This window comes from Bacillus sp. A015, from assembly GCF_053851875.1.
This window is the reverse complement of the sequence record NZ_JBSPZB010000026.1, coordinates 13,172-39,937: the sequence shown is the minus strand read 5'-3', so window position 1 is coordinate 39,937 and position 26,766 is coordinate 13,172. Positions and strand designations below refer to the sequence as shown.

Annotated in this window: 30 protein-coding genes; 10 read left to right on the top strand and 20 right to left on the bottom strand. The window is 39.5% G+C overall.

Going from position 1 to position 26,766, the window contains the following annotated elements; genetic code table 11:
• Positions 1-141: 141 nt before the first annotated feature.
• Positions 142-1,587 carry a DUF4179 domain-containing protein gene (locus ACSLGF_RS17265; RefSeq protein ID WP_456007443.1) on the bottom strand — a complete coding sequence of 482 codons (1,446 nt, stop codon included), beginning with the start codon at positions 1,585-1,587 and terminating at the stop codon, positions 142-144.
• Positions 1,556-2,101, bottom strand: coding sequence for a sigma-70 family RNA polymerase sigma factor (locus ACSLGF_RS17260; RefSeq protein WP_456007441.1), 546 nt, complete (start codon positions 2,099-2,101; stop codon positions 1,556-1,558). Before ACSLGF_RS17260 ends, ACSLGF_RS17265 begins: the two co-directional genes overlap by 32 nt.
• A 179-nt stretch (positions 2,102-2,280) precedes the next feature.
• On the opposite strand from ACSLGF_RS17260, the gene ACSLGF_RS17255 reads away from it, so the two are divergent.
• On the top strand, positions 2,281-2,466 hold the full coding sequence (locus tag ACSLGF_RS17255; RefSeq protein WP_456007439.1) for a Fe3+ hydroxamate ABC transporter substrate-binding protein: 186 nt from the start codon (positions 2,281-2,283) through the stop codon (positions 2,464-2,466).
• Between the two features lie 41 nt (positions 2,467-2,507).
• Complete coding sequence (locus tag ACSLGF_RS17250) at positions 2,508-2,942, top strand: hypothetical protein (protein ID WP_456007437.1); 435 nt, start codon at positions 2,508-2,510, stop codon at positions 2,940-2,942.
• Positions 2,943-3,211: 269 nt separating this feature from the next.
• On the opposite strand, the gene ACSLGF_RS17245 is transcribed toward ACSLGF_RS17250, so the two are convergent.
• Entirely contained in the window at positions 3,212-3,784 is a 573-nt protein-coding gene (locus tag ACSLGF_RS17245) for a GNAT family N-acetyltransferase (RefSeq protein ID WP_456007435.1), read from the bottom strand.
• Positions 3,785-3,800: 16 nt separating this feature from the next.
• Positions 3,801-4,673, bottom strand: coding sequence for an AraC family transcriptional regulator (locus tag ACSLGF_RS17240; RefSeq protein WP_456007433.1), 873 nt, complete (start codon positions 4,671-4,673; stop codon positions 3,801-3,803).
• Positions 4,674-4,932: 259 nt separating this feature from the next.
• Between ACSLGF_RS17240 and ACSLGF_RS17235 the strand changes: the two genes are divergently transcribed.
• On the top strand, positions 4,933-5,226 hold the full coding sequence (locus tag ACSLGF_RS17235) for a hypothetical protein (RefSeq protein WP_456007430.1): 294 nt from the start codon (positions 4,933-4,935) through the stop codon (positions 5,224-5,226).
• A 254-nt stretch (positions 5,227-5,480) separates the two neighbouring features.
• On the opposite strand, the gene ACSLGF_RS17230 is transcribed toward ACSLGF_RS17235, so the two are convergent.
• The 6 genes from ACSLGF_RS17230 to ACSLGF_RS17205 form a co-directional block, all read right to left on the bottom strand.
• Positions 5,481-6,299, bottom strand: coding sequence for a cupin domain-containing protein (locus tag ACSLGF_RS17230; RefSeq protein WP_456007428.1), 819 nt, complete (start codon positions 6,297-6,299; stop codon positions 5,481-5,483).
• Positions 6,300-6,646: 347 nt separating this feature from the next.
• Complete coding sequence (guaA, locus tag ACSLGF_RS17225) at positions 6,647-8,188, bottom strand: glutamine-hydrolyzing GMP synthase (RefSeq protein ID WP_456007426.1); 1,542 nt, start codon at positions 8,186-8,188, stop codon at positions 6,647-6,649.
• 186 nt (positions 8,189-8,374) lie between these two features.
• The gene (locus ACSLGF_RS17220) at positions 8,375-10,570 is read right to left on the bottom strand and encodes a transglutaminase TgpA family protein (RefSeq protein ID WP_456007424.1); all 2,196 of its coding nucleotides are present in this window, start codon (positions 10,568-10,570) and stop codon (positions 8,375-8,377) included.
• Positions 10,571-10,579: 9 nt separating this feature from the next.
• Positions 10,580-11,770, bottom strand: a complete 1,191-nt coding sequence (locus ACSLGF_RS17215) for a DUF58 domain-containing protein (protein ID WP_456007422.1) — start codon at positions 11,768-11,770, stop codon at positions 10,580-10,582.
• A complete protein-coding gene (locus ACSLGF_RS17210) occupies positions 11,767-12,729 on the bottom strand; it encodes an AAA family ATPase (protein ID WP_456007420.1) in 963 nt (320 codons plus the stop codon). Before ACSLGF_RS17210 ends, ACSLGF_RS17215 begins: the two co-directional genes overlap by 4 nt.
• 108 nt (positions 12,730-12,837) lie before the next feature.
• Positions 12,838-13,737 carry a cation diffusion facilitator family transporter gene (locus tag ACSLGF_RS17205; RefSeq protein ID WP_456007418.1) on the bottom strand — a complete coding sequence of 300 codons (900 nt, stop codon included), beginning with the start codon at positions 13,735-13,737 and terminating at the stop codon, positions 12,838-12,840.
• Between the two features lie 482 nt (positions 13,738-14,219).
• Between ACSLGF_RS17205 and gabP the strand changes: the two genes are divergently transcribed.
• The 3 genes from gabP (at position 14,220) to ACSLGF_RS17190 (ending at position 17,907) form a co-directional block, all read left to right on the top strand.
• Positions 14,220-15,608 (top strand): GABA permease, encoded by a 1,389-nt coding sequence (gene gabP / locus ACSLGF_RS17200; RefSeq protein WP_456007416.1) that lies wholly within the window; start codon positions 14,220-14,222, stop codon positions 15,606-15,608.
• A 97-nt stretch (positions 15,609-15,705) separates the two neighbouring features.
• Positions 15,706-17,238 carry a multicopper oxidase family protein gene (locus tag ACSLGF_RS17195; protein WP_456007414.1) on the top strand — a complete coding sequence of 511 codons (1,533 nt, stop codon included), beginning with the start codon at positions 15,706-15,708 and terminating at the stop codon, positions 17,236-17,238.
• 285 nt (positions 17,239-17,523) lie between these two features.
• Entirely contained in the window at positions 17,524-17,907 is a 384-nt protein-coding gene (locus ACSLGF_RS17190; protein ID WP_456007412.1) for a carboxymuconolactone decarboxylase family protein, read from the top strand.
• Between the two features lie 206 nt (positions 17,908-18,113).
• Here the strand turns inward: ACSLGF_RS17190 and ACSLGF_RS17185 are convergent, their stop codons facing one another.
• Both ACSLGF_RS17185 and ACSLGF_RS17180 read right to left on the bottom strand, forming a co-directional pair.
• Positions 18,114-19,163 (bottom strand): hypothetical protein, encoded by a 1,050-nt coding sequence (locus ACSLGF_RS17185; RefSeq protein WP_456007410.1) that lies wholly within the window; start codon positions 19,161-19,163, stop codon positions 18,114-18,116.
• 73 nt (positions 19,164-19,236) lie between these two features.
• On the bottom strand, positions 19,237-19,605 hold the full coding sequence (locus tag ACSLGF_RS17180; protein WP_003213878.1) for an RlpA-like double-psi beta-barrel domain-containing protein: 369 nt from the start codon (positions 19,603-19,605) through the stop codon (positions 19,237-19,239).
• A 210-nt stretch (positions 19,606-19,815) separates the two neighbouring features.
• Here ACSLGF_RS17180 and ACSLGF_RS17175 point away from each other — a divergent pair, with 210 nt between their 5' ends.
• From ACSLGF_RS17175 to ACSLGF_RS17165, 3 genes are all read left to right on the top strand, one after another.
• Positions 19,816-20,490 carry a hypothetical protein gene (locus ACSLGF_RS17175; RefSeq protein WP_456007408.1) on the top strand — a complete coding sequence of 225 codons (675 nt, stop codon included), beginning with the start codon at positions 19,816-19,818 and terminating at the stop codon, positions 20,488-20,490.
• 123 nt (positions 20,491-20,613) lie between these two features.
• Positions 20,614-21,081: a hypothetical protein gene (locus ACSLGF_RS17170; protein ID WP_456007406.1), complete on the top strand. Its 468-nt coding sequence runs from the start codon at positions 20,614-20,616 to the stop codon at positions 21,079-21,081.
• Between the two features lie 138 nt (positions 21,082-21,219).
• Complete coding sequence (locus ACSLGF_RS17165; RefSeq protein WP_099679731.1) at positions 21,220-21,570, top strand: DUF4064 domain-containing protein; 351 nt, start codon at positions 21,220-21,222, stop codon at positions 21,568-21,570.
• Between the two features lie 33 nt (positions 21,571-21,603).
• Here ACSLGF_RS17165 and ACSLGF_RS17160 read toward each other — a convergent pair whose 3' ends face one another.
• The 4 genes from ACSLGF_RS17160 to ACSLGF_RS17145 form a co-directional block, all read right to left on the bottom strand.
• Positions 21,604-22,041 carry a hypothetical protein gene (locus ACSLGF_RS17160; protein WP_456007404.1) on the bottom strand — a complete coding sequence of 146 codons (438 nt, stop codon included), beginning with the start codon at positions 22,039-22,041 and terminating at the stop codon, positions 21,604-21,606.
• A 273-nt stretch (positions 22,042-22,314) separates the two neighbouring features.
• Complete coding sequence (locus ACSLGF_RS17155; protein WP_456007402.1) at positions 22,315-22,926, bottom strand: FMN-binding negative transcriptional regulator; 612 nt, start codon at positions 22,924-22,926, stop codon at positions 22,315-22,317.
• Positions 22,927-22,946: 20 nt separating this feature from the next.
• On the bottom strand, positions 22,947-23,465 hold the full coding sequence (locus ACSLGF_RS17150; protein WP_456007400.1) for a GNAT family N-acetyltransferase: 519 nt from the start codon (positions 23,463-23,465) through the stop codon (positions 22,947-22,949).
• A gap of 21 nt (positions 23,466-23,486) precedes the next feature.
• Positions 23,487-23,939 carry a MarR family winged helix-turn-helix transcriptional regulator gene (locus ACSLGF_RS17145; RefSeq protein ID WP_456007398.1) on the bottom strand — a complete coding sequence of 151 codons (453 nt, stop codon included), beginning with the start codon at positions 23,937-23,939 and terminating at the stop codon, positions 23,487-23,489.
• Positions 23,940-24,681: 742 nt separating this feature from the next.
• Between ACSLGF_RS17145 and ACSLGF_RS17140 the strand changes: the two genes are divergently transcribed.
• Positions 24,682-24,873 carry a hypothetical protein gene (locus ACSLGF_RS17140; RefSeq protein WP_456007396.1) on the top strand — a complete coding sequence of 64 codons (192 nt, stop codon included), beginning with the start codon at positions 24,682-24,684 and terminating at the stop codon, positions 24,871-24,873.
• 9 nt (positions 24,874-24,882) lie between these two features.
• Here ACSLGF_RS17140 and ACSLGF_RS17135 read toward each other — a convergent pair whose 3' ends face one another.
• The 4 genes from ACSLGF_RS17135 to ACSLGF_RS17120 all read right to left on the bottom strand — a co-directional run bounded on the left by ACSLGF_RS17135 (position 24,883) and on the right by ACSLGF_RS17120 (position 26,764).
• Entirely contained in the window at positions 24,883-25,359 is a 477-nt protein-coding gene (locus ACSLGF_RS17135; protein ID WP_268452788.1) for a protein-export chaperone SecB, read from the bottom strand.
• A gap of 17 nt (positions 25,360-25,376) precedes the next feature.
• Entirely contained in the window at positions 25,377-25,664 is a 288-nt protein-coding gene (locus tag ACSLGF_RS17130) for a hypothetical protein (RefSeq protein ID WP_099663596.1), read from the bottom strand.
• Between the two features lie 13 nt (positions 25,665-25,677).
• Positions 25,678-26,295, bottom strand: coding sequence for a hypothetical protein (locus ACSLGF_RS17125; protein WP_456007394.1), 618 nt, complete (start codon positions 26,293-26,295; stop codon positions 25,678-25,680).
• A gap of 226 nt (positions 26,296-26,521) precedes the next feature.
• The gene (locus tag ACSLGF_RS17120; RefSeq protein WP_456007392.1) at positions 26,522-26,764 is read right to left on the bottom strand and encodes a DNA-binding protein; all 243 of its coding nucleotides are present in this window, start codon (positions 26,762-26,764) and stop codon (positions 26,522-26,524) included.
• Between the last annotated feature and the right edge of the window lie 2 nt (positions 26,765-26,766).

The window sequence follows — 26,766 nt, the reverse complement described above, 5'->3', positions numbered from 1 at the left end:
GGAACATGAGAAAAACACCTTCCTTTAGTCGGCTTTTCTCTATTATAAAATGAGGAGATGTAAATTTTAAGGGAAAAATAAAGCTGTCGAGATTTTCTCGACAGCCTGAGCGAACATGTATAACCATGTTCGCTCTCTTATTTATTGACTAGCTTTTGATGTTTCTTTTTTGACTGGAATGGTTACCTTTATCGCTTTCTGTGGTGCCAACATGTTCAGTTCTGACAAATCAAGATAAAGCCCATATTCTTTAAAAGAAAAATGGTTTAATGATAAAGTCTCTAAATTCTTATCATCAAATTCAAAGGTGGATTGCATGGAAGCTGTCTTTAAATTCGTCACCTTCGCATGGTTCCCCTTCAAGTAATATCCGCTTTCATAGTCTGCTTGTGGATCGGGCCATGATTTCATCTTTTCAACATCGCCTAATCCAATGAATTCACCTATATTCTCCATCACATCCTGATCTAATTCTTTTTGATCTACTCCAGTAAATTGATAATCAACAATCACAGAACGGTCTTTTTGCTCTATCTTATTAATTTGGATTCCGATGCCATGGTGTTTTGTTTTGAACTGAATAGGCAGCTTTGTCTCGAGAGGAATGATGTGGCTGTATTCTCGTTCATTTCTCACATCTGTGTAAAATGTCAATTCAGTCGCCTTTGGATTGATCGGCTGATTCAAAATCGTCAAATGATCTTTTCTAGTTTTGTCAGGAGTCAGTTGTTTTTTTCTTAAAACGGTTCCAATCTCAAGCTCATACTCATTCCCTAAATTATCCTTCATTCCATCAATACTAACTCTATCATCTTTGGCAAAACCATTGTAATCAATGGCATATTGAATAGCAGAGCCATTCACTCCATTTTCTACCTTTACGTTTCTTATTTGATAACGTCCATTTAAAATAGACACGTCTTTTTGTCCCGCTAATAAAGTGGTTTTTTGCTTGACCACAGGTAACTTGAAGCGCCAATTTCCTACAATATCCCCAATCTTCGAAATAACAAGCGGTACTTGCTGACCTTGTTTGATCGTTTGTCCATTTGTATAGACTTCCGTCTGCCCAACATAGCGGCCATCTTTTAATTTTTTCAACTCTGTTTTATCATAATTCAGTTGAAAGTTTCCATCGATTTTTTCTGCATTTACTCTAAAAGATACAACATCTTCATTTGTATGGAAATTCTCTACTGTAAACGTATAAACAAGCCGCCCGGCATCATAGTACACACTGTTTACTTTCACAGTAACCCCTCTTGATTCAGCCCCCTCATTGACATGCTTCACCAACTCACTCTGAAAAAGAGACATTCCTACTTTATCGTGAAACATCATATAAAACTGCCCAATAATAGGTACACGTGCCATTGCTGTATTAAGAGAAGGAAAAAGGAAACCTGATGAAAAGTAAAGAACGATGAGAGCGATGGCAGAGTAAATTGGCGTTCTCCAATTCCATTTGAACCAACGTCTTTTCTTTTCCGCTTTCACATCTCCTATTGCTCGGCGAACCGCAGAAGTTACTTCAACCATTGGTACTTCAATCTCATCATAAAGCTTTTTCATTTCTTTTCGTTCCATCGACACTCTCCTCCTCTTCTAACGTTTGCTTTAATAACTTTCTTGCGCGATACAAATGAGTTTTGACCGTTCCTTCAGGCATACCCATCTGCTCAGAAATCATCGAAATCGAATAATCTTGAAAATAAAATAGCTGAATGACAACCTGGTATTGCTCATCTAACACATCAAGTGCATGTTTTAAATCTAGCTTGTCTTCCAAAAAATCATGACGCTCAACGCTTTCATGCTGCTGTTCAAACGGAACAACATCTTGCTGCTTTTTCTTCATCGCAAAAATCGTATGAATCAAAATCCGCGTCAGCCAGGTAGAAAAATAAGCCGATTCTTTTAATCCAGATAAATGTTTAAACGCTTTAATGACCGTCTCTTGAACAGCATCTAACGAATCCTCTTTATTTCTTGTATAGAGAAAAGCGGTTTTATATAAACGCTCTTGATACATCAGCATTAATTTCTCAAATGCTGGGACATTCCCTTTTTGTGCTTTTTTAATTAGACGCACTTGCTTCATCTCACTCACACCTCCTACACCTGTTAGAGCAAAGTTTCTCACAAACGGTTTCAACAAACGGAAATTTATTTTACTTAGCATATGTCGGACAAAAACAGAAAAAGTGAAGAAATGAGTCGAAAGATCAAATTAAACATTTGATATAATGGAAGAAATATCTACAAAAAGGAGTATGCCGATTGTTTCGATTCGAAGAACCTACGTGTACTAGCTGTAAGAAAATGATAGAAGGAAACGAAGAAGTGTACGTCAAGCTGATCTACCCAAAGAGAAGAGGGATGACGGAGGTGAAGGCTTGGCTGAGAAATGAAGGGGTTTTTTATTGTAAGGCATGTACAGAACAAAAAACATCGCATGGAGGATAACCAAATGAACAAAATCAACTTTCCACAAACATTTCCAACGCGTGATTAGCTCAAATAATAAAACCACAGTTTACAATAAAATTGGAGTTAATCCACAAAAAGCTCTTAAAAATCAATGTCATTTATTGATTTCTAATGACAACTTTAGAGATTTTGAACTGGTTAAAAATAATATTTCAGCGTTTGAAAAATTCGCTGCTTTATCTCATAGTATTGGAAATTTCACTGTAATACCTCATTGGATGAATATTGGTCGATACAATTTCTCTCAAGATTATTGGGATGTGACATTACAATCATTCTTTTATCTTTTCAAATCAATGGGATGTTGGAAAAATTTCATCGAAACATACTTTCTTCAACCATATGTAAACAATGATGAAGAATGGACAGTGAGTGAATTTTGGGAAGGCCATTTCTTAAGCATAGGGAAACCCAAACGACTAACCCCTCAAAATCAAGAGGAATTAAATTGAGTACCTACATAAAGTAAATCTTAAGATTGAAGAACGAGGCAAATGGATCATCAAAAAAATCTGTGAAGAATTGAAGTTACAACACTTCACATTTTATGATGAACTGAAAGATAGGCAAATTCGATTTTCCAACGAAATGATATAAACAATAATAAGCGAGCACAGGCCTCGCTTTTTTATTTTCTAAAAGGGATTCCCAAATACACAAAAATGGGATCATAACAAAAAGCTGATACCCTAAGTGTCATATCAGCATCATGTTATCGAGCTTATTCATTCATGTAATCCTCTTTCAAAATGCTATATATTTCTAAATCAATAACTCCTTTGCCAGACCATAAAACAGCTTGTCTAAGCAGTCCTTCTTTGATAAAACCATTTTTCAAAAGAACTTTTTTTGATATCTCGTTTGCCGGCATGACCTCCGCTTGAATTCTGTTGATATCAACCTCTTCAAACAGAAATTTCACTAGTGTAGAGACAGCTTCTGTTGCGATGCCCTTGCCCCAATGATTCTCCGCCAAGAAATAACCAATCGTCACCGCATTCACTTTTTGATTGATGTCCATTGTTTCAATAATGCCAACTAGCGTATGAGGCTTGTCCTTTTGAAAGATTCCCCACTTCACTCTGCTTTTCTTAGTATAATCTCGCTCAAAATGACCGATCATCTTTTTTACCGTTTGGAGATGATGCTTAGGAATGATCCCACAATACCGGAAGACCTTATCATTGTCGTAAATTGCATATAATTCTTGTAAGTGGCTCTCATCAATTTTTTTAAATAATAGATTCTTTGATGCTAATACAGGAAAAGTCTCAAAAATGCTTTCCATTCTCATCTCATGACCCCCTTGGCTATCCCTCAATTGGAATATAGATTCTCATTTTCATATCATTTGGGTACGTCGAATGTAAGACATCTGTTATTTCAAAGTCTGGTCCATCCGCTCTTTCATAATTTGAATGTGGCAGCCAGCTTCCATAGATATACCTCCTGGTGTTTTGCACCAATTCATTGCTTCCACTCACTTTAAATGCTGCATATTTCCCCTCAGGAATGACCAATTGTACAAATCCTTCTTCTAATTCTATATTGGATTCCTCAACTTCTTCTCCAACAACAAACGAAAAACGGCCATCATCTTGAAAATGAGTAGATACACCGTAAGCCATATGAGGTGCTATTTTCTTAGGAATACGTTTATAATACTCCTTTTTTCCAAAATCAATATAAAACGATGGAATTTCAGTGAAATAATTCTCGTTATACAGATTCGTTCTATACTCGTAACCAATCATATAAATTTTGTTTAATTGAGTGATAACGGGTTTATTCATATTGAATTCACCTTCTAGCTTATATTGGTACTCCAAAAAGTTCATTTTGTGTTGTTGCTTTAACACAATCTCCTCTTTTCGATACCTACCAGGTGTCATACCAAAAAAATGTACAAAGGCACGAGTAAACGCTTCTTGAGAACCATACTGGAAAGTAACCGCTATATCTAAGACATTCTGTTTTGTTTCTTTCAGTAACCTAGCAGCTTCTGTAAGCCTTCTATTCCTGATATACTCTTGCACAGAAAAACCTGTAATGGCTTGAAAAAGACGCTGAAAATGAAACGTTGAAAACCAGGATTTCGAGGATATATCATTTATACTCATATCGTTTTGCAGATTCTTCTCAATAAACTCAATTGAATGTTGTATTCTCTCATAGTAATCCATTGTTTCTCCCCCCTATACCTTTATATTTTATAACTTACTCCCTCTTTTTTTTGATCATTTGTGCTAAATTGTTTTATTTGATAAAAAATCATCCACAAAACAAAGGGTAATCCAAGCTAATGGTTATATTGGTTGAAAATTTTCAGTGTTTTCACAATCATGATATGATCAATCGTGTTAGACAAGTAGACAAATCAAAATCATTTCAGATATTTTCATGTAGAATAGCACGACCAAACAACCGAAAGGCGGTTTACACATGTCATGGCGTTTAGACAACGTTCACGAAAAAAGCGCTGCATTTCCTTATACTTTTTACAGACCCAGCAAACAAATAACCGATATATTAAAGACCGGAGATACGGTCAAATTAATCTTTTTAGGCGAGACTGAACAAGAGGATCTTGAGGGTGAAAGAATGTGGGGGGAAATCTCTAGAAGACATGATGACGTCTTCAAAGGTCATCTAACAAATCAGCCTTACCACTTAAAAGGATTGAACATTGATCTCTTTCGAGAACAGTTTTTTCACAACTTCGTAACGCCTCTTTGAATCATTTTGCAGCATTTGAAAGAGGTCTCGCGGGAACCTTTTAGGTGAAGGTGTAATGATGTCAATTTACATGAATAACTTTTCCAATGGAATCCTTTTTTCATTAGTTTTAAATACAGAAAAAGGAGTATGATTATATTTATGGAATCATACTCCTTTTGTATTGTTAACTAGTAGAACCTAAATCTAGCAATGGTTAAGTAAATCTTTTATCAAGAGTTTTTTTCTCCTCACTATATGCATTTACTCTAATCCTACATATTTTTACTTTGCTGAAGAAGTTTAGATTCTCCTGTACGTTCCCATTCTTCTACTGTTTCATATGCATTTTCGGGAGAATACCCTTTTCCTACAAGAACGCCCATTAGAATAAATTCTTGGAGAATGTGTGTAGCATTTATTCCTTTTTTAACATCCTCTAACCCTTCATTTACCAAAAATTCCGTGTGCTTTATCCATTCATCTGGAGTTCTGCCAAAAATAACTGTATTTTCATTGCCGTGACCGTCACCTTCTTCCGCAGCCACTGCATCTGCCTTTGTTACATGAATAGTACCAAACGGGTGGTTAGGAGGAGCATATATTGAATAAAGTTTAAGCGGAACATTACCTGTATTGGTTACATTGTGCCATGTTCCAGCAGGTATCAGTATTGCAGTATCATCATAGATATTTCTTCTAAAATTTAATTTATCTTTCCTTTTGCCCATTTGAACAATCCCCTGACCTTGTTCAACACGTAAGAATTGGTCAACGTTAGGGTGCATTTCCAAACCGATATCTTCGCCAGCATTGAGACTCATTAAGGTAACTTGCAAATGAGTTCCTGTCCATAAGGCGGTACGGTACGTATTGTTTTTCTTTGTAGCCTCATTGATATTAACGGCAAACGGTTCTGCTCCATAATCTTTTGATAAAATGCTTGCAGCATCACCATTGGAAAAACGAAAAGAACTGTTTGCATGTCCCTCAACAGGAATATTCCAATAAACAGACTGTCTGCTATAGTTATTCATTGGTACATGAACATAATAAGGATATTGATATGGATACATATTTGGATAGTAATACATTTTTCTCAATCCCTTCACAGCTTATCAAATTATCCTATGCACTATGTTAGGTGAATGTACTTAAATTCAACTGCTCCGAACATGGGAAAACACAAGAAGATAAGCCACGATCTTGAATCGCGGCTTATCCTAATGATGATGATCTTTTTCATTTTAAAATCATCTAGTAGTTCTGTAATTTCAGTCATAAAAAAGACCCTCCTTTTTCACAAATAATGTGAATAAAAGAGAGTCTCATTTTGAAAAAAGATTGCTGCGGGTGAATAGTACCCTATCCACACACAAACTGTTCAAACCTTTGATACGACTGCTTTCTCAGCACCTTTAATCATTCAATTCTTGGAAGTCTACTCCCACTCAATCGTAGCAGGCGGCTTACTCGTAATATCATACACCACGCGGTTAATATGCTTCACTTCATTCACGATACGAGTTGAGATCTTTTCAAGCACATCCCATGGGATTCTTGCCCAGTCACTCGTCATACCATCAATAGAAGTTACAGCACGGATGCCGATTGTGTAGTCGTATGTTCTTGCGTCACCCATGACGCCTACGCTGCGGATGTCTGGGAGAACCGTGAAGTATTGCCAGATGTCGCGTTCAAGGCCGAAGTTGGCAATTTCTTCGCGTAGAATCGCATCCGATTCACGGACGATTTCTAGTTTTTCTTCAGAAATTTCACCTAGTACACGGATACCTAGTCCTGGACCTGGGAATGGCTGTCTCCAGACGATGTCATCAGGAATACCAAGCTCTGAACCTAGGGCACGGACTTCATCCTTAAATAGCGTATTCAAAGGCTCAATCAATTCGAACTGCATGTCTTCTGGAAGACCGCCTACGTTGTGGTGAGATTTGATTGTTTGTGCCGTTGCTGTTCCGCTCTCAATGATATCTGTGTAAAGGGTTCCTTGTGCTAAGTAGTCGATTCCTTTTAGCTTGTCCGATTCATCATCGAATACATAGATGAATTCGTTACCGATGATTTTACGTTTTTGCTCAGGATCAGACACACCTTTTAGCTTGTTTAAGAAACGATCTTTCGCATCTACTTTAATCACGTTCATGTTGAAACCTTCGCTAAATGTTTTCATCACCCCTTCTGCTTCGCCTTTGCGAAGAAGACCGTGGTCAACGAAAATACATGTCAACTGATCGCCGATTGCTTTGTGGATCAATACAGCCACAACAGATGAATCCACACCGCCGCTTAGTGCGCACAATACTTGTTTGTCGCCTACTGTTTCACGGATTTTCTGCATTTCGATTTCAATGAAGTTCTCCATTGACCATTTGCCATCACAATCACACACACCGAAGACAAAGTTTTTCAATAGGTCGTTGCCGTACTCAGAGTGACGTACCTCTGGGTGGAACTGAACGCCATAGAAATTCTTCTCAGCAAAGCTCATCGCTGAGTTTGGACAATGTGCACTTGTTGCATCCACTGTAAAGCCTTCTGGTACTTCAACAACGAGGTCACCATGGCTCATCCAAACGACTTGATCAGTCGGAAGATCTTTGAATAAAGCAGGAGTTCCGTTAATATGGATATCTGCTTTTCCATATTCACGCTGGCTAGCCGCTTCTACTTTCCCGCCTAAATAGTGAGTCATGAGCTGCATGCCGTAGCAAATGCCTAGAACCGGAATGTCTAGATCAAAAATCTTTTCATCACAGCGGAAAGATCCTTCATCATACACACTGTTCGGTCCGCCAGAAAGGATGATTCCTTTAGGCGCCATTTCTTTAATTTCTTCAGCAGTTAAAGTGTGCGGATGAAGCTCACTGTACACACCAAATTCACGAATACGGCGTGTGATCAGCTGATTGTACTGACTGCCGAAATCGAGAACCAAAATCATTTCATTTACTAAATTTGTCATGGTGTCACCTCTATGTCCAATATAGTTTTTATAAACGCACAGAAAAAATGAGAGGAGAAAACCTGCTCTCAGTGTGAAATCACGCTTTTGAAGCGCCCAGACTCACATCCGAACGCTTCAATTTCATGTATTTTAGAAGGTTTTAATATTCACCTATTCTAACAACAGGAAGGTACGCGGTCAAGACTATCTCCTGTTTATTAAATTTTCCCATAACTTTGCGGATTGCCGCCAAAGCGCTGATGCATCTTCTCTTCGATAGAGCGCCCGCTCATAAAGCTGTGTCAGCTCTGACATGTGACGATCTCCACCCTTGCCATCCATCGCAGAAGCGAATTCTCTTAACGTCATGCCTGGCTTCTTCTCGATCCCCCTGCGCTTCAGCTGCTTTAACAGGGCAGCGTACGCATAGAAGAATGCCTCCTCATCTGGCAGACGTTTCACCTTTCGTACAATAAAGAATGGCAGCCATCTTGCCCTGAATCGATAAAGCACCCAGCTGATGAACCCAAGAAGGACGACAGCACCTCCCGCATACCCCAAGATCGAACCAACATGCACCATACTTGGCTTTGTTTGTGCTGTTTGTTCCTTTGGCTCTGTCGGCTGCTCCGTCTCCTGCTGCTGCGGCTGCTGATCTTCGCTTGCATCAGAACTAGGCTGATCTTCTTCTTCCTTTTGATCATCCGTTTGATCGCTAGCAGCGGTTTCATTTGTCAATGTCTCTGGGTTTGTAAACCCTTTTGTCGGTTCAAAAGTCACCCAGCCTCGGTTTGGAAAATAGACCTCTACCCATGAATGTGCATTGTTATTGGTCACTTCATACACATTGTTTCCATCCATCAGTGTTTCATATAACTGACCAGACGTATACCCTTTTACCCATCTCGCCGGAATACCGATCGAACGAAGCATCACAATCATAGAGGTTGAAAAATTATCACAGTAGCCAATCATCGTATCAAATAAAAATTGATCCACATAATCTTCATTCCGTCCCGGCACGGCGACATTTTGCGTTTCATATGAAAACTTCGCAGATCCTAAGTAATCCTCAATCGCTTTTGCCTTGTCATACATATTCTCCTTTGTTTCAGTTAAGCTGTTTGCCAATGTTTTCACACGCTCTGGCAATGAGGAAGGGAGCTGCAAGTATTCACGTCCGACCTGTTGATTCACCTGCTTCTTAGTCGGCACTTTGATCCGCTGTAAGTCCTCAAGGATAAATGTAGGTGATAAGAAGCTGACTTGATAGTTCCCTAAATTTTTGGGCGGGTTTTGAATAGACGGTACAATTTTTTCCGTCTTGCCCATCATTTGCAGCGGGATGTTTTCCATTGGCGTCAGTGTGATCGTGCCAATTGGATAGACAGCATGATTAAATCGATAATCCGATTCCATATCGACTCTCGTTTCATGCACCTCTGTTTTCACACGCTCGGTAAACCACCGATTCGGAACATCGTCGTCTTTTAACCGAGTAGGCTTAGTATCATTTGACGCGTCCTCCCAACCTTTCCCCGTGTAAATGCTTTTTGTTTCTACACGGAAATAAGACGGCTCCTTTCCGCTCCATTTAAACACCGGTGTACGGTCCTCACTAAACGGCCCGCCAAGCGACGAATCATCCGCACTATAACCCACCTTATTCTGCCCGGCTGCGTTATCTTGATTCGTGACCGCCTTAAAAAACGGTACAGGATCGGGCCATTTCGGATCAGACTTTGGCAAAGAAGCACCGAGTGACGCTGATACGAGGACAAGTGCCAGCATGGGCAAAAACCAGTGAAGACGCGCTTTCTGTGATACCCGCACACCTTCTGCTGAACGCAGTCGATCGAAATATAGCAATCCAAGTAAACAAAAGCCAAACACCATAATTCGAACGATGGCAAAGGTCGCGTCATAAGGCGTAAACGTATCAAGAATCGTGACATACACAATCGTCATGAGTAAAAAGAAAAAGATGCGCTGCTGATAAACCACCCAATAATGAAGCAAATAGACAAGCAGCCAAAGCAAAATATAAAACAGCAATGTGCGGAAAGACGGATACATGTCACTCCACATTCCTGTGCTCATGAAAGTGATATTATCTTTGATATCAGCAAACAAAGCAGCCGGATAGCCTGGCTCTGATTGATAAAAGATCAAATATAAGGCAAGCAAGATCAGTCCAGCACAAATAGGAAACGTCACATACCACTTCAGACGAAAGAATGTAAACAAACACGTAAGCCCTATAAAAATGATGAAATAAGACGTATGACTCGTCTCCGTAAAATCTTGAAGCGGACGAAGCCACTCCCAAAGCAGCAGAAATGCTACAAAATAATAGATGAACAACTCAAAACGGCTTTGCCGCTGATGAGTATGCAGCATAAATGTTTGTCACCTCACAGTTCTTTCGTGCAGCCGGTCTTCAAATAAAAGTGTAGTGCGTATTCCAGAAGCTTTTAGCCGGTCCACAAGCTGTTTTTCTTTTGTCGTCAATCGATCAATGGCTCTCTTCACTAAAAGAACGGTGATGTTCTTTTTGTTTCGATTCCCAAGAAGACTGGCAGCAAGCTCCTCCTGCAGCTGACCCGTAATGACATATTTTCCGGTGTACTGGTACTCACTAGCTGCTAACAATTTATATTCTAGTGCGCGAGAAGGCTGATGCTGCACTCTTGTTAAATAATAAAGCATGTCCTGTAAATGAAGTTCTCCTTGGTCCACTCGAAATGCATGTTGATCTCCAAAAGGAACGAGACCTGCCGGCACCCCTTTTTTCACAGCCGTTTGGAGAACAGATGCCGCAATAGACACCACCGTCTCAAAAACAGCTTCATCCGTAAAATCAGCAAACACCACAAGATCCTTTGTCTGATTCTGTTCAAACTCCTTTGTCATCAGCTGACCTCTTCTGGCCGTCGTCTTCCAGTCCACCCAAGCAAAACGGTCTCCTTGCTGGTATTCACGCACACCTGTTGTCACATTGGTCGGTTCATTTACCCAAGAGTGAACGGCTTTGCCTCCATTTTCATTCACTGAATCAGCAGACTCCACCGGAAGATCTAGCATTTTTGGATAGACAAGGAGCTTTTTCTCTAACGGAAGGATCACTTCTTTTTCAACAAAACCAAACATATCACCCGTTTTGATTCTGACTGCTGTCAAATGGTGCTCCCCCCGCACGATATCATTCAATTGATAAGAAAATCGCCACGTTTTCCGAAACCATGGAAACAGCATTTGCTTCATTTCAATCTGTTCCTGCAAGTGGAAAGTATCCGGGGGATCATCCTCAATAATGACATAAACGTACGGAAATGGATTCGTCCGCTTCATTTCAAGGTCAACAGACAGCACATCCCCCGCCTTCAACCGGGTATGCTGCACTGTCCTTTTGGCTGTCGCGCGAAGCGGAACGAGCGCAAACAGCAAAGCATACAAAGCATATGGTAAAAATGCATAAAAAAGGAACCAGCTCACAAAGCCGCCCTGAAACATGGCATAGCAAAAGGCTGCCACAGTGAGGATGATGAGCATGATCACCCGTAACCATAATGAAACAGCTAAACGGTCTTGTGACTTCATTGAGTCATCGACTTTTGAACTGGTACGCCAATTTGCTCAAGCAGCTGTCGCAGCAGTGTCTCCGCCTTCTTCCCTTCATACGTCGCTTCTGATGTCAAAATCATTCGATGCGGCAATGTATAAGGCGCTAAATACTGTACATCATCTGGAATCACATAATCCCGCTGATTCAAAAGCGCATACGCCTGAGCCGCTTTCATGAGTGCAATCGATCCCCTTGGACTAACGCCTAAATAAACAGATGGGTGATTGCGCGTCTCTTGGGCGATTTCCACAATATATTCTTTAATGGATGCATCCACATGCACTTTCTGAACGGCTTGCTGCAAAGCATGGATATGCTCCTTCGCCATCACAGCCTGAAGCGTATCGATCGGAGATTGCTTCTCCTGCAAGTTGAGCACCTCTAGCTCCTCCAGCATGGTCGGATACCCCATCTGCAGCTTGAATAAAAACCGGTCCATTTGCGCTTCTGGCAGTGGATAGGTTCCTTCATACTCCACCGGGTTTTGCGTGGCCATGACAAAGAAAGGATCCGCAAGCGGCATCGTTTCTCCGTCCACTGTGACACTGCCCTCTTCCATCGCTTCAAGCAGTGCTGATTGTGTTTTAGGAGAGGTCCGGTTGATCTCATCCGCCAAAATAATCTGCCCCATAATCGGTCCTTGCCTGAATTCAAATTCATTTGTCTTTTTATTATAAATCGACACACCTGTCACATCTGAAGGCAAAAGGTCAGGGGTGAATTGGATTCGCTTAAACTCACAGCCAATTGATTTTGCCAAAGCACGAACCATCATCGTCTTCCCAACGCCAGGCACATCCTCTAATAACACATGCCCCTTCGCCAAAATCGCCACAAGGCTTAATATCGCAATGTCTTTTTTCCCAACCATGACTTTATTGATGTTATCTACGATTTTTTGTAAATCTGAATGCATTGGTTCATCAAATGCCATCCTGATCCTCCTATCACGTTTCTGTCAATTTTCATATAGTCTAACTTTACCATACAACGCGCGTTTGCATAAAACATCAACACGTCAGAAAAAAGAAAAGAAGCCTTCTCACGATGGAAAAGACTTCTTTTCTTCTTTAGGCGCACTTGCTGGCTCCATATGAACATGAGAATGTAAGATATCATGTTCTTTTTTCATTCTACGTTCGATTTCATCTGCAATATCATGGCTTTCTGCAATGTTCAAATGCGGCTCTACCTCAACTACTACATCCACATGGACCGTGCTTCCAAGATAACGGGCCTTAATATCTTTCAAATCGCCCACTCCTGGTGTCTCCTCAATGGTCTCTTTATATTTTGACATATCTTTTATATGAAAACCGTCAGTTAACGAATGAGAGGCATCTCTGAAAATTTCCCACGCCGTTTTACAAATAATTAAGCCAATAACAAACGCAGCAAGCGTATCAATCCATGCCAGCTCAAATTGGGAGGCGATGATCCCTATAAATGTCCCGATGCTCACATACGCATCTGATTTATTATCAGCAGCTGCCGCATGAAGTGCCTGGCTATTGATTCGTTTGGACAGATTGCGGTTGTATATATACACACCGTACATCACAACAGCACTTCCTGCTGCCGTCCAAGCCGCGATCATATCAGGCGTTTGGTGCTTAGATGAGAAAAGCGACTGGCCTGCACTCAGCAGAACCTGAAGCCCAACAAGCATCATAATAAAGGAAGCCACAAGTGACGCAATATTTTCTGCTCTAAAATGACCATATGGATGATCTTCATCAGGCGGCTTCTGAGAAATACGCAGCCCAATCAACACGGCAAGAGATGCAATAATATCTGTCGTATTATTCAATCCATCTGCCGAAAGAGCTTCTGAATGAAACACATACCCAATGATGAGTTTGACTGCAGATAAGATCACATAGGCAATAATGCTGACCCAAGCACCTGTTTCACCTTGTCTTAATTCGTTATAGCGCTCCATATCGAACAGAGCCTCCTCACACATCACTTTTCTATTATTTATCTTACAAAGCAAAGCCCGTGTGGGTCTACAGCAACATGATTCGCTTGCGTCAGCAAAATAGGATACATAGAAATGTGTTGACCTAAGCAAACTTATTTTTATAAGGTCAATTGACCTCAAGACCTACTCCTATCAACCTTTTTCCAATACACTCCGACATTTGCATATAAGCATAATCACCCTTTTAATTAATTATCGGAATATTTTTATTTCAAGACACAACTTTCTCCTCTTCTTTTTTATACCATTTTTAAGAATGAGCTGAGGAAAAAGAGGGAACATAATCTCTCAAATCCTTTATACTTTTTAACATCATGTTAAGAGGTTTGAAATGTCAGTTTGATAACCTGTCCAATGCTGAATGACAATTCAGTATGATAAAATTTAAAATATTCTAAAAACAAATTCTCTATCGAAGAGAAGTGTTTGGAGGTAAAGAAATGTCCAACATGACAAACGGTCTTCAAAAAAACCTTAAGACAAGACATATTTCAATGATCTCCATTGCCGGGGTCATTGGGGCAGGGCTATTTGTTGGTAGCGGCGCTGTCATTCATTCTGCAGGGCCTGGATCCATTCTTTCCTATTCATTTGCCGGACTTCTGGTCATCTTTATTATGAGGATGCTTGGAGAAATGGCGTGTGCCTATCCGACAAGCGGTTCTTTCTCACAATATGCAAGCGACGCCATCGGCCCATGGGCTGGTTTTACAATCGGCTGGCTTTACTGGTTCTTCTGGGTCATCGTCATCGCCATCGAGGCCATTGCCGGTGCTGCCATTATTCAATATTGGTATGCAGATGCACCTGTTTGGCTCACAAGTCTTATTCTCACAATCCTCTTAACATTAACAAATATCTTTTCTGTTAAATCTTTTGGCGAATTTGAATATTGGTTTTCATTAATTAAAGTCGTCAGCATTATTCTCTTTCTCCTCATTGGTTTTGCATTTATCTTTGGTTTTGGCGGACATCATACTGCAGGTCTTGCGAATTTAACGGGGAACGGCGGTTTCCTTCCAAACGGATTCAGCTCTGTTTTACTCGGGATCGTCGTCGTCATCTTTTCCTTCATGGGAACCGAAATTGTGGCAATTGCGGCCGGTGAATCAGCTGACCCTGTCAAATCTGTTACAACGGCTACTCGCTCTGTTGTATGGCGTATTATCATCTTCTACGTTGGATCGATCGCTGTCGTTGTCACGTTGCTTCCATGGGATTCAGCGAGTATTTTAACAAGCCCATTCGTTGCGGTATTAGAATACATCGGCGTCCCATCAGCCGCTCAGGTCATGAACGTCATTGTCTTAACAGCCGTTCTTTCTTGTTTAAACTCCGGCTTGTACACAACGTCCAGAATGCTTTATTCATTAGCGGAAAGAGGCGAAGCGCCGAAACGCTTTATGAAGATCAGCAAGCGTGGTGTTCCTATAGCGGCTACAGTCGCAGGGACCTTCTTTTCCTATATTGCCGTCATGATGAACTACTTTTATCCTGAAACCATCTTTTTGTTCTTAGTCAATGCATCTGGTGCCATTGCACTTCTTGTCTACTTGGTCATTGCCGTTTCGCAATTAAGAATGCGTCGTAAAATCGAAAAAGAAAATCCAGAACAACTCAAAATCAAAATGTGGCTGTTCCCATACCTCACGTACTTTACCATTTTGGTCATTTGCGCAATTTTAGCTTCTATGCTGTTTATCGAATCGATGAGACCACAGCTCATTTTGACGAGTATCATTACCTTTGGTGTGCTAGCCGCCTATTTCATTTTTAAACCGAATAAAAAAGTACCTGCAAATGCGGCGCTTGAAAATAAACAACCTTAATTCTCCCGCTGAAAAGCGGTTTTTTTATTTTATTCACCTATTTTGATGTCCGCACTTATAATGTATCAAATTGGATTTTAAGTGAGGATTAGTAAACATGAACCTAGAAAAATTTGTTGACGAGCTGCCCATTCCAGAAGTCGCGGAGCCCGTCAAAAAGAACCCAAGACAAACGTATTATGAAATCGCTATGGAGGAAGTGTTCTTAAAAGTTCATAGAGACCTGCCCCCAACTAAGCTATGGACCTATAATGGCAGTTTGCCTGGTCCAACCATTAAAGCAAATCGAAATGAAAAGGTTAAAGTAAAATGGATGAACAAATTGCCGCTTAAGCATTTTCTGCCGGTCGATCACACCATTCACGAAGGCCATCATGACGAACCAGAAGTCAAAACCGTCGTTCATTTGCATGGCGGGGTCACACCAGCAAGCAGTGACGGTTATCCAGAGGCTTGGTTTTCACGAGACTTTGAAGCGACAGGCCCCTTCTTTGAACGGCAGATTTACGAATACCCAAATCATCAGCAAGCATGCACATTGTGGTATCACGATCATGCAATGGCATTAACACGATTAAATGTATACGCCGGCTTAGCTGGGTTTTACTTAATCTCAGATGCGTTTGAAAAGTCGTTAGAATTACCGAAAGATGAGTATGACATTCCTTTAATGATCATGGACCGTACGTTTCAGGAGGATGGCGCACTGTTTTATCCAAGCACACCAAACAACACGCCGGAGGACAGTGACATTCCAGACCCCTCCATCGTCCCCTTTTTTTGCGGGAAAACGATACTGGTTAATGGAAAAGTATGGCCGTATTTAGAAGTAGAGCCGCGAAAATACCGTTTTCGCATGTTAAATGCATCCAATACAAGAACTTACGAGCTGCATCTAGACAACGATGCCACGATCTTGCAAATTGGATCTGATGGCGGCTTTTTGCCAAGACCTGTTCATCACCAGTCCTTTAGCATTGCACCTGCTGAACGTTTCGATGTCATCATCGACTTTTCAGCTTATGAAAACAAAACAATTATTCTAAAAAATAAAGCAGGCTGCGGCCAAGAAGTGAATTCAGAAACAGATGCGAACATGATGCAGTTTAAAGTCACACGTCCGCTAAAAGGGAGAGCACCTAAATCATTACGTCCAATCTTCAAACCGCTGCCACCGCTTCGGCCGAGTCGAGCTGATAAAGAGCGTACGCTCACACTTAGCGGCACGCAGGATAAATATGGCCGCCCTATTTTATTACTAGATAACCAGTTTTGGAATGATCCCGTCACGGAAAATCCCCGACTTGGCAGTGTAGAGGTTTGGTCCATCGTCAACCCAACAAGGGGCACACACCCCATTCATTTACACCTTGTTCAATTCAGGGTGATAGACAGAAGACCATTTGATACAGAGGTCTATCAATCGACAGGAGAAATCGTGTATACAGGACCAAATGAAGCACCTCCTTTACATGAACAAGGCTACAAGGACACCATTCAGGCGCATGCCGGTGAAGTCATTCGAATCATCGCTCGCTTTGTCCCATACAGCGGTCGGTATGTGTGGCATTGCCATATTTTAGAGCACGAAGATTATGACATGATGCGGCCGATGGATATCATTCGGTAAAATGAAACCAATCTACCGTCACATACGTAGAAACATGTATTAAGCAGATGATCGCAAAGGGCTAACGGACATCGATACATTAGCCCTTTATTTCCTTTTCATTGATTCATTAGAAAATTGAACAATGTATCGCGTGAATTGGCATTTATTTGTACATGCAACACTTAAAAAGTTGACGCAGCAAACCGATAGTAATACTATATACCCATTACATCTATCAAAAGGCACATAAGGAACATTGAACAAACAAATGGAAAATTGCGATAAAAAACGGAGGAGTTCAATTTGAATGAAGAAAAAAAGACTTGCCAGGTCAAACAAGAAACAGCGGCAGGTAACATAGAGAAGCTTTCAATTCATGAAAATGAGAGCATTCGGTCAAACATTGAACAACTAACAATTGAACTCGGTGAACAAAAAGAATTCAATCACTTCATATTAGATGATAAACAGAAGGCAATCAGCACATTATCTGCCCTCATCACAAAAGGCAATTGTGAGGAAGAACTAAAGTCTCATTTTGAACAAGCATTACATATCGGTCTCTCTGTCATAGAGGTCATGGAGATTATTAAGCACTGTACAAAGGTTGCTGGATTTCCTCATTCCATTAATGCCCTGTTTATTTTTCAAAACTTACTAGACGAAAACACCAAACAAATAAGATAAAACGAGAAGCCATCTGTCCTCTCGTTTTTTTATTTCCATTCATTTTACTCTCTTTCTTCTCCTCTGTCACACCAGCAAAATACGAAAATGCCCCTCGTTTTTCTTTTTAAAAAACGACTTTCATTTCATGAATTCACATATTCTCCGGCATATCAAATGCCAAAATAAAAAAACGTCCAGTTATATAAAATAACTGAACGCATCCTTTATCGATTGACAGTGAAATTGTTAATGATCCCGCCATCCTTCTCCCAAGCGGATTCTACTGTTTTCTTCTTGATATCATATTCAAAAATGGTCCTTACCTTCGCCTTTCTTCCAGTGTCATCCTTTAATTCCTTAGCGTTCTTTGCAACACCTAAGAAATAAACAGATGTCCCATCCATAGAAAATTGCGGCTGTGCAGCACTTAAAATATGAACATCCTGGCTGTTTTTAACGAGTGTCGTCGTTTTCCCCGTTTCTACATCAAGCATCTTAATAGAGGATATTTCTTTTTCGTTTCGAACCTTCACTTCTGTATAAATCAATTTCTTGTGATCTGGTGAAAATGAAATATCATTGATCGTTTGTGAAATCCGTGCAATACGTTTCCCCTTCTCATCTGTTTGAAGGGTGATCTTCATGGTCGTTGGTTTAGGATCCGTCCCTTTTTCATTCGCTTCATCCGTCTTCTGATAATCTTCTTTTAATGATAAATGCTGGACGGCCAAAAGGTTTGAAGTCGGATCATAGGCAAAAGAACTCACCGTATCATCCTTGCTTTTTTCTGGATACAACATCTTCACTTTGTGTTTTTTCAAATCAAAAGAAGCGACATAAAATTGTTCCCCAGAATCCTTGTTATACCTTAGAAATAACTGCTTTCCGTCACCAGACAGCCTCATACTGTCAATTGAATCGTCACTAGTAAACAGCGTTTTTTCTTGATCATTTTTCACATTCAATTCCCGAATATTCACTTTTTGCGTGTCTTCATCCGTATACGTGTAATATAAAAGCTGTTTCGTAGAATCATAAGCAATCGAAGGATAGGCTGTCAGTTTTTCCGTATGGAGCGCCCGATCGTGCAGGTAATATGTATTGTTTAACTGCCGATCTGTAAATGAAACAAGCAATTCGTCTTTTGCATCTTGATTCGTTTTGACTTTCCCCACATGTTTCGCCTCTTGATCCGGCTTCATCATGAAGAAAATGACTGCCGCAATCACTGCGACGCCAATGACCGTGATGATCCACCGTGTTGTTTTTTTCATTGCCTTTCAGACCCTTTCTACAAGAAAAGAAGCCAGAAAATGAACTTTTCCCGCTTCTTTGCATGCCTATGTATTAATAAGTGTAATGCCCTTTTACGACACCTTTACTTGTTTTATACCCAAGTGCTTTGAATGCTTTCGGACTTACGTCTAATACAGCGTTTGGCATTCTACCAACATCATATTTATATACTGTAATCACTTTATGTGGTTTCGCTTTTGTTGTCACTCTTAGTTTTGTACCTTTTTTCGGTACGTCAAATCCCATTTTAGTTGCTGCATCCCAATGACCGAGTTTTTTTCCATCTGCGCCTTTTTTACCGACACCATTATACCAAGTAATATTGCCGCTTACTTTTTTTGCACTTGCTCCATGTGAGAAACTAAACGCTAAAAATAAACTAGCTACTGTTACGATTGTCGCGATCAGCTTTTTATTCATTAAAAAATCCTCCGTATTTGGTTTTCTGCACTTATTATACATGAAGTTTCATCCAGTTATTTTACAGTCGTATTACAATTCGAATACAAGTTGACCACTTTATGACCGATTTTGTTCATAAAAAATACCAAAATCAGCCAGAACAATGTAAGCAGCCCCTCTCTTTCATTTTATATAATAAAAGTGAATCAAATTTAAGGAGGAATTTTTATGAAAAAGTGGTTCATCGCTTTGAGTGTGAGTTTGGCCTTCGTTTTGATGCTATCAAGTCTACCTGCCTCAGCAGCAGGTCCTCGTCACGGCGCGATTGTGACACAAACGGATGAGGCGAAATGGTCAGGTATCTCTGCTGATATTGTGCTGCCGAAAACAGCTACCATTAAAAATGGCTATGCGGACTGGTACCTTGGTCTCGGCTCTGCCGTTGTAGAGAGCGGTATTTCAAAAACGTCTTCTGGCTATAAGGTCTTTCTTGGCAGCGGCTCACAAGGCGGCAGTCAATACTGGAACAGTGAACACGATAAGAGCATTAAGGATGGCGCACGTGTCAACTTAAAGCTCATCAACAATGGTGATGGCACGGTGTCACTATATGTCAATGGGAAATTGCGCTACAAGCAGCCTGTTTTCAACCCTAGCCGTCTGAAAAACCTTGATGTTGTCAAAATGGTACACGGCGTTCAGGATAATGGGACAAACAGCTACTCGCAAGCAAGCTTCTCGAATGTACAGCTTCGTGCGGATACATCAGGAAGCGTCTATAAAAAATGGGATGGCACCATCAAATCATCGCTGTTGCGTAAAAATCTAGAATCAGGTGCGCCGTCTCCTAAATTCACGGTACATTCTTCTATTCCACTTAGTACAAGCCTTTCAGCACAATAAGAAAAAAGCGCTCAGCTTGGGTGCTTTTTATTGTTCACAGCTTATCAACACTTCTCTTTTAATTAAAACAAGGATTCGTGGTAACATAAGCATACATACTTCGAAGAAAAAAGGAGAACGAACGTGAAAAAAAGTCTACTTGTTTTCATGAGTCTAGTTGCAAGTCTCTTCATTCTAGCAGCTTGCTCGAATACGACAAAAGAACAAAAAACAGAATCTAAGGCACTTCCAACGATCAATGAACGAATTCAAAATGAAACGAAAGAGGTGATGGAGCAGTCAAAGCTCGTGAAAGACACAGCGATCACCGTTGATCAAAAGAAAAAAGTCATTTCTTTAAACGTGACAGCTTCCTCTGATACAAATAGTGATTACGCTGAAGTCATCGGTTTAAACTTTGCCAAAACGCTAGCCATTGGGGCAGCGACTGAAAAAGAAAACAACCTGCATAAACCGGAAAATGACAGCCTTGGCGCCCTCTACTCCTTTTATGACCTGCATATCACCGTGAAACAAGAAAGCGGCAAGGTGCTCGCAAAAGGAAAGAAAACAACAAATGAAACAAAAATCACCTGGGAAAGAGCCCAGTAACTGGACAAGGAAATCCTTTATGGATTTTCTTGTTTTTTTTAACAAAACTATTAACATCATGAAAAGAATGCCGATGAGTAAGATTGTGTTGGTTCTTAAGTACCAATAATTCTTAATTACATATCGGAGGAACGTACCATGAAAAGAACGACGGAATTTGTTCTAGGCTTAATTGGAGGAATTTTTGGATTTTTCGGCGCAATGTTCGCACTTGCTTTCGGGGGAATCGATGCGGCATTTAGCGAAACAGGCACTAGTGAAATTACAGGATTAGGCTGGGCTGCAATGCTTTTCTCTATTCTTGCTATTGTTGCTTCTGTTATCGTGAAGAAAAAAGCAAAGCTTGGCGGGATTTTATTATTAGTATCTGCTGTAGGTGGAATCATTTCTATTTCTATGTTCTTTATCCTTCCAGCTGTATTAATCATTATCGCAGGCTGTATGGGTGTGTTTAGAAAAGAGCCTGTCAAAACAGTTCCTGCTGAATAATGTTGACATAAAAAAAGCTTGTAGAGGGCCGCTCTACAAGCTTCTTTTATTGTTCATCCCATTCAAATCTTCTCTCATCATATCGATCAGTGTGTCGATATCCGAGTGAGCCCTTGATGCTAATCTTACCAACAAATCATCTATACACTCATACAAATGATGATCTCTCAAAATATACTCCCCATAAAACGGAATGACAAAGAAATAGAGCAAATCAGCGAATTCAAGTGCAACGTCATCTTCCGCCTCATCGTCTAACGCCTGTCCAACACTTTGAATCAACCAATTCAAATCTGCTTTCCTTTCAATCGGTACATACATCAGTTGATGAATTTCATCCGTATCCTTCGTTTGCAAAATCCGCTCCGCTGTTTCTTTTGATAGCGCACCAATATCTTTAGAAGAAATATTAAGAACCGCTAATTCATCCTCTGATCTTTCTTGATTCATTTGCAGCACGTTTTGGCCCATCTCGACTCACTCCCCGTTCTCAGATACCTTTATTATAAGGAATTCATCTGATTTTTTATGGAAATAGTGGATTTTTTTATGTAATTTTAAACAAAAAAGAGATTCAGCAATTGACGTTCAGCTTCAATTGGCATACCAAACATGCTCAATAATTTAGCTTTTTCATCCGCTATACGTAAGGAAAAGAAAAAGTGACAGGCTATAGATATGAGCCATGGCACCCTCAGATAGCTCGGTACAACAAAAGCACTCTTGCTCATAAGAGTGCTTTTCTCATACATCCTCTAATCTCTTTTTCATCGCATCAGCCAATTCCACTTCACCCTCTGCTTCCAGCTGTTCAATGATGTGAGCATAATCTCTTTCATGGCGATTCTGGCTAAGCTTAAAAGCAGCCTGAACTTCATCAATGATGATTTTGAAGCCCACAATGCCTTTCATTTGTTTCTCTAACAGTTCATTAGACAACGTATGCCATAACACTGGCTGTTCCCTATGGCTTTCGTAAGTCTCCAGCATCTTTGTTAATTCCTTTACCAGTTCCGCCTTTTCTAGCAGCTCAGCCTTTCCATATACATGCACAGCTTGATAATTCCACGTCGGCACGGCTTCTTTTTCATACCATGAAGATGATATGTAAGCATGCGGCCCTTGAAAAATCACGAGCACCTTCTCATTTTCTTCAAACGTTTTCCACTGAGGATTCCCAATCGCCATATGCCCTGAGATCAAATGCGAATTTTCAATTTGATGAAAACTCACTGGAATATGTGTCGCAATGGGTTTTCCATCCATTGTCGTCACAACTGTAGCAAATGAATGTGATTGAATAAATGCTTTTACTTCCTCCATATCTTTCACTTGAAAAAATGATGGAATATGCATGTTCCCTTCCCCCTTTTGGATCAGCTCAACGTTTTGGTCATAATGAGATCCATTTGCTCTTCGTCTCCCATATGGAATGCGTGCACCCCTGTTTGAACAAACCCAAGCTTTTGATAAAATGCGATGGCCGCTCTGTTGTGCTCCCACACCCCAAGCCAAACATCACGTTTATCATATTTCTTTGCGATCTCAAAGGCTTGATTGATTAAAAATCGTCCTAATCCTTGCTTTTGAAAGGATTGCTTGATATAAATTCTTTCAATCTCTAACGCTTTACTTCCCATCTCCTCTGACTGCGCCTCGTCCATATTGACCTTCAAATAACCAGCAACTTCCCCATTCACTTGAACAAAATAGAACTGTGAAGAGGGATGATGTAATTCTTTTAATAGTTCATTCGGATGAAAGGCTTTCTTTACGTAAGCATCGATATGTTCAGCTTTGTTTTGATCCTGAAAGGTCTCTTTAAACGTGTCGATTCCGACTTTTTGCAGCTCTTTTATATGCTGTTCTTTACACCGAATGAAAGTGACGGTCATGAAGTCATCTCTCCTTATTAATTAGTAGCTTCTCTTTTTCCCTTTTTTCACATAATCCCAATCTTTTTCGATATTTTTTCTCACCCTTAGAAGATACTCATAAATCTGTTCCGCTTCCTCTTCAGAAAACCCATCCAGCGCTACTTGATTCGAATAATCATGTTCTCGTTTAATCATTGGATAAACAGCTTCCCCTTTATCGGTTGGAAAAAGCTTTTTGATTTTTTTATTCACTGGATCATCTTTCTTCTTAATAAAACCATGCAGCTCTAGTTTTTTGATAGCACGGGCAGCCGTTGTTCGATCCACCTTGATCATTTCCGCCAGCTTTTCCTGAATGATGCCCGGCTCCTCACAAATACGCACAAGATACAAATACTGCCCCTTCGTTAAATCGTACTCTTTAAATTCAATATTACTAATCGAATCAAGCGCCCGAGCAATGACGCCAATCTCCCGCAAAATCTCTCTCATTTATCACGACTCCTTTTTATTGCATTTACAACAAATTATTAAGATTAGTATAGTTGATTAATGTTGTACTTGCAACAAAAAACCACTTCCTATCCGGAAATGGTTTTCAATCTTATTTCTCCCGCTTTTTTGATCCAAACAATCCAATCACGATGACTAGCACTAAAATAATCGCCATCCAAGTCGTCAAGCCCATATGATCACCGCTTTTCTCTTTAGAAATTGCATTTCTATTATGATTGGAAACAATTCAACGAAATAACTATCTCTTAATTTAACGAATGAAAAGCGGTGAAAGTTTCGATTTCATTTGTTCTTATATTTTTTCCATCATTTATTAGAATTCAAATTCGTCGTAAGTGACCAATGAAAAAAAGACATAACAAAAACCCCTATATTTCAAGGGGTTTTCGAGGGTGTTTACATCATTCCACCCATGTACCGTACGTAAACACGAACATTCGTTCCTATTCATTTCGCCTTTTATCTCGTTATTTCAATTGTTAAGTTATTTCGTCTTTTTATCAATATTCACATTTAATTTCATTTCTTGTGACCAAATTAGTGACCAAAAAAGCCATCCATAAGGACGGCCGGGTGTGAGTAATATTAAGAAGAAGTTAATCATTGAGATATACGAATTTTTATAATCCCGTTTCCGCGGGTAAACCGTATACTCTAATTATACATCACTTTTAGACACCGAACAAACATTCTGATAAAATGCTTTTGAGGTGATTTAATGACTGATCTCGAAAGGAAAATTTATCGAATCATTTATAATATGAGCCGTTTACGCAATAACCCCACAATGGAGGATCTGAAAAGGAAAACGGGTAAAGATGAAGCATCTATAAGAAAAGCCGTTAAAAATCTAATATCTCGAAAAGAGCTCACATGGGATAAAGAGAAAAGAGAATGGCGGTTTAAATAAAAAGAAGCCTCACCTACTGTGGGCTTCTTCCATTTCTTCATAATATTCACTACTTAAAATCATTTCTTCTAAATCTCTTTCCTCTATAAACTTAGTAAAATTAATTGTAGGGAGAATCACAGGATTATGATTGCTCTTGCTAGTGATATCCGTAAGAATAGATCTTAAGTATGGGAATAAAATTGAACTACCATTAACAAGTGTGAATTTTTGCAAATCATCTATATTGTAATCTAGGCTTTCTTCACTATTAAAGCTAAAGTATCCCCTGACTACAGCTTCAGCATTAAATGGCAGATCACTGTCTTCCCCACCTATTCTTACTCCTAGTACTATATTAAAAAAAGAAGAGTCCAAATCATTTTCAATGCGATAAAGCATGAAATCAGGTGACAATTCCATATTGTCTTGTCCATCATATTGATCGCTTCTTTCATAACTCATCATATCTAATTTAAAACCATGAAATGTTATAATACCTTGCATTTTCATTACACCTCTTGTTATGCAACTACCTTCTCATTTTTAACCTTATATTCATTGCTCTCTTCACTAAGAACATAATTTATTGGTTTGTAATTAGACCATCGCAACCTATTATGTCCTGGTACAGAAGCCCATTTAGTTTCAATTCGTTTGGGTAATCCAATAGCCTTGAAAAATTCTGCATCGTCAATAGTCTTCACACTGCCGTCCGAACTTAAAATCGCATGTTCTGTTTTGTTCTCATCATAAGTTAAACCATACAGTTCTGCTACTTCTTTAATAATTGAATTTACATCCTTATTCATAATTAATCACTCCCTAATTATTAGCATAATCAAACCGAATCTTTTTAGGGTAACTATACTCTTTTGTAGGATATTCAATTTCTTTGGATTTAATACATTTTTCGTCTTTTATACAAACTTGAGTCTCTTTATAATGAACATTTAATGGGATCACTTTGGAATCGAAAGCTATTGTATCAATTTTTCCGTACGATGGTTTGTGAGTGTTTTTTTCGAATGTCATTATTATTACATTCCATTTATAAACTCTTGTCAAGAAATCAATTATTGCGCAACGATTAATATCTTCATTATCAGTTAAATAAAGCTTTTTTATAGCGGAAGAATAGTTTTTAATACATTCGTAAAAATAATCTACACCTTCTGGTGAGTCTAAATCTAAAAATTTATCTGCTTTTTCTTCGATATTTGCTTTAATTATAACTGGATTGCTCTTTATCTTTTGTTTTAATGGATCTGTTTGTGAATTTTTACTAATCCACCAATGAGCAAGTTTCTTATCTGTATAAAAATATGTCCCCTGCCCTAACCAATGATTTTTCCGTTTTTCAGGCTTAAATCCATCAGATAATATACTGTCTAAATGCTCTTCAAATGTTCCATGGTAACCTACAACGTTCCGACTACTCATCTTATAACATAGCACCTTTTATTTTTTTCTTTGACCTTAAATGAATATTACTCTAATTAGCATAATTTCTCAAGAAATATTTGTAAACACTTTGATCTCAAAAATTAAAAGATGCCTTAAAGAAAAACGATCCATAATTGATATTCCCTTTAGAATGCCCTATAAAACGTAAGGAAATCATTAAACTTCTTTTTTATATAGTTGGCAATAGTAAGACCCACTGAATTTATTCAAATGGCCGATATTTCTTTCTTCCTTCTTCCAATTCTTTTTTTAACTGCTCAATATCTGACTTTAAGAATAGAACAGTTTTCCCCACTTTTTTTATCGTGCTTACTCGACCATCTGTATGCAATTTACTCATGCGCTGCTTGTTTACTTCTAAAATCTCCTGCGCTTCTGTCGAGGTGAGGACCTCATTTTGAATAAAGTCCTCAACCTGCTGCCGGTTCTTCAAATGATATTCCATGT

Bases quoted from the DNA above. Each gene is read 5' to 3' on its own strand.
- ACSLGF_RS17265 (WP_456007443.1), bottom strand. From the start codon at position 1,587: ATGGAACGAAAAGAAATGAAAAAGCTTTATGATGAGATTGAAGTACCA.
- ACSLGF_RS17260 (WP_456007441.1), bottom strand. From the start codon at position 2,101: ATGAAGCAAGTGCGTCTAATTAAAAAAGCACAAAAAGGGAATGTCCCA.
- ACSLGF_RS17245 (WP_456007435.1), bottom strand. From the start codon at position 3,784: ATGAGAATGGAAAGCATTTTTGAGACTTTTCCTGTATTAGCATCAAAG.
- ACSLGF_RS17240 (WP_456007433.1), bottom strand. From the start codon at position 4,673: ATGGATTACTATGAGAGAATACAACATTCAATTGAGTTTATTGAGAAG.
- ACSLGF_RS17235 (WP_456007430.1), top strand. From the start codon at position 4,933: ATGTCATGGCGTTTAGACAACGTTCACGAAAAAAGCGCTGCATTTCCT.
- ACSLGF_RS17230 (WP_456007428.1), bottom strand. From the start codon at position 6,299: ATGTATTACTATCCAAATATGTATCCATATCAATATCCTTATTATGTT.
- guaA (WP_456007426.1), bottom strand. From the start codon at position 8,188: ATGACAAATTTAGTAAATGAAATGATTTTGGTTCTCGATTTCGGCAGT.
- ACSLGF_RS17220 (WP_456007424.1), bottom strand. From the start codon at position 10,570: ATGCTGCATACTCATCAGCGGCAAAGCCGTTTTGAGTTGTTCATCTAT.
- ACSLGF_RS17215 (WP_456007422.1), bottom strand. From the start codon at position 11,770: ATGAAGTCACAAGACCGTTTAGCTGTTTCATTATGGTTACGGGTGATC.
- ACSLGF_RS17210 (WP_456007420.1), bottom strand. From the start codon at position 12,729: ATGGCATTTGATGAACCAATGCATTCAGATTTACAAAAAATCGTAGAT.
- ACSLGF_RS17205 (WP_456007418.1), bottom strand. From the start codon at position 13,737: ATGGAGCGCTATAACGAATTAAGACAAGGTGAAACAGGTGCTTGGGTC.
- gabP (WP_456007416.1), top strand. From the start codon at position 14,220: ATGTCCAACATGACAAACGGTCTTCAAAAAAACCTTAAGACAAGACAT.
- ACSLGF_RS17195 (WP_456007414.1), top strand. From the start codon at position 15,706: ATGAACCTAGAAAAATTTGTTGACGAGCTGCCCATTCCAGAAGTCGCG.
- ACSLGF_RS17185 (WP_456007410.1), bottom strand. From the start codon at position 19,163: ATGAAAAAAACAACACGGTGGATCATCACGGTCATTGGCGTCGCAGTG.
- ACSLGF_RS17180 (WP_003213878.1), bottom strand. From the start codon at position 19,605: ATGAATAAAAAGCTGATCGCGACAATCGTAACAGTAGCTAGTTTATTT.
- ACSLGF_RS17175 (WP_456007408.1), top strand. From the start codon at position 19,816: ATGAAAAAGTGGTTCATCGCTTTGAGTGTGAGTTTGGCCTTCGTTTTG.
- ACSLGF_RS17165 (WP_099679731.1), top strand. From the start codon at position 21,220: ATGAAAAGAACGACGGAATTTGTTCTAGGCTTAATTGGAGGAATTTTT.
- ACSLGF_RS17160 (WP_456007404.1), bottom strand. From the start codon at position 22,041: ATGGGCCAAAACGTGCTGCAAATGAATCAAGAAAGATCAGAGGATGAA.
- ACSLGF_RS17155 (WP_456007402.1), bottom strand. From the start codon at position 22,926: ATGCATATTCCATCATTTTTTCAAGTGAAAGATATGGAGGAAGTAAAA.
- ACSLGF_RS17150 (WP_456007400.1), bottom strand. From the start codon at position 23,465: ATGACCGTCACTTTCATTCGGTGTAAAGAACAGCATATAAAAGAGCTG.
- ACSLGF_RS17145 (WP_456007398.1), bottom strand. From the start codon at position 23,939: ATGAGAGAGATTTTGCGGGAGATTGGCGTCATTGCTCGGGCGCTTGAT.
- ACSLGF_RS17140 (WP_456007396.1), top strand. From the start codon at position 24,682: ATGACTGATCTCGAAAGGAAAATTTATCGAATCATTTATAATATGAGC.
- ACSLGF_RS17135 (WP_268452788.1), bottom strand. From the start codon at position 25,359: ATGCAAGGTATTATAACATTTCATGGTTTTAAATTAGATATGATGAGT.
- ACSLGF_RS17130 (WP_099663596.1), bottom strand. From the start codon at position 25,664: ATGAATAAGGATGTAAATTCAATTATTAAAGAAGTAGCAGAACTGTAT.
- ACSLGF_RS17125 (WP_456007394.1), bottom strand. From the start codon at position 26,295: ATGAGTAGTCGGAACGTTGTAGGTTACCATGGAACATTTGAAGAGCAT.
- ACSLGF_RS17120 (WP_456007392.1), bottom strand. From the start codon at position 26,764: ATGGAATATCATTTGAAGAACCGGCAGCAGGTTGAGGACTTTATTCAA.